The 1458-nt window shown below is 68.0% G+C and carries 1 protein-coding gene; it reads left to right on the top strand.

All coding sequences use genetic code 11. The features are described from left to right. Positions 1-50 precede the first annotated feature (50 nt). Entirely contained in the window at positions 51-1451 is a 1401-nt protein-coding gene (locus ETD85_RS62235; RefSeq protein ID WP_170247514.1) for an IS30 family transposase, read from the top strand. The last annotated feature ends 7 nt before the right edge of the window (positions 1452-1458 follow it).

Genomic DNA, 1458 nt, shown 5'->3' with positions numbered 1-1458 from the left:
GGTGGATTCAATCGGTGCTCGCAACACCTCGTCATTGGAGGTGTTGGTGCATGGGCCTGGGCAAGAAACAGCAGGCGGTCCGGTTGTATCGCGGTCAGATCCCCTCGCCGGGACGACCGACTGTCGCCTGGCGACAGGACCGCGTCCGGTACTGGAGAGCGATCGCTCGAGGGGTGAGCTCGGAGGACGCCGCGGCGGAGATCGGCGTGTCGCCGGCGGTTGGGACACGCTGGTTTCGCCAGGCTGGCGGGGTGGGACCATGCCTTGCCCCGACGGTGTCGGGCCGTTACCTGTCGTTCGCGGAGCGGGAAGAGATCGCGTTATGCCGTGCCCAGAAGCTCGGCGTGCGTGAGATCGCCCGGCGCCTGGGGCGCTCGCCGTCGACGATCTCCCGCGAGCTCCGGCGTAACGCCTCGACGCGGACGTATGACGTGGACTATCGAGCCACGGTCGCGCAATGGCACGCCGAACGCCGGGCTCGTCGGCCGAAGACCGCCAAACTGGCGGCCGACCAGCGGCTGCGCGAGTATGTGCAGCAGCGGCTGGCGGGACAGGTCTGCCACCCGGACGGCACGCCGGTGGCGGGGCCGCAGACAGCGCCCTGGAAAGGACGGAACAAACCCCACCGTCAGGATCGCCGCTGGGCGACATCGTGGAGCCCGGAACAGATCTCCCACCGGCTGAAGGTCGATTTCCCCGAGGACGACACCATGCGGATCTCACACGAGGCGATCTACCAGGCCCTGTTCATCCAGGGGCGTGGAGCGCTCAAACGGGAGCTGGTGGCATGCTTGCGCACCGGGCGTGCGCTGCGGGTGCCGCGGGCCCGCGCCCGGAAGAAGGCCGGCGGCCACGTGACCTCTGAGGTGCTGATCAGCGAGCGGCCCGCCGAGGCCGAGGACCGCGCGGTTCCGGGCCACTGGGAGGGTGATCTCATCATCGGCACCGGCAGGTCGGCGATCGGCACGCTGGTGGAGCGCACGACGCGGTTCACCCTGCTGTTGCACCTGCCCCGGATGGAGGGCTTCGGCACGCAGGAGCGGGTGAAGAACGGCCCGGCGCTGGCCGGCCGTGGCGCCGAAGCCGTGCGGGACGCGATCACCAACGAGATCATCGGGTTGCCCGAGCAGCTCCGTCGCTCGCTGACCTGGGACCGGGGAACGGAGCTGGCGCAGCATGTCCAACTGCGCATCGACACCGGCTTGCGCATCTATTTCGCCGACCCTCATAGCCCGTGGCAGCGCGGTACCAACGAGAACACCAACGGCCTGCTGCGGCAGTACTTTCCCAAGGGAACCGACCTGTCTCGCTGGGATGCCGAGGAACTGGCGGCCGTTGCATTCGCGCTCAACACCAGGCCCCGAAAGACGCTCGGATGGAAGACACCGGCAGAGGCGTTCAGCGAGCATCTAGACTTGCTGCTGAGCAGCAGTGTTGCGACGACTGATTGAATCCGAG

The organism is Nonomuraea zeae (assembly GCF_005889725.1).
Lineage (GTDB): Bacteria > Actinomycetota > Actinomycetes > Streptosporangiales > Streptosporangiaceae > Nonomuraea > Nonomuraea zeae.
This window is presented reverse-complemented; position numbering and strand designations above follow the sequence as displayed.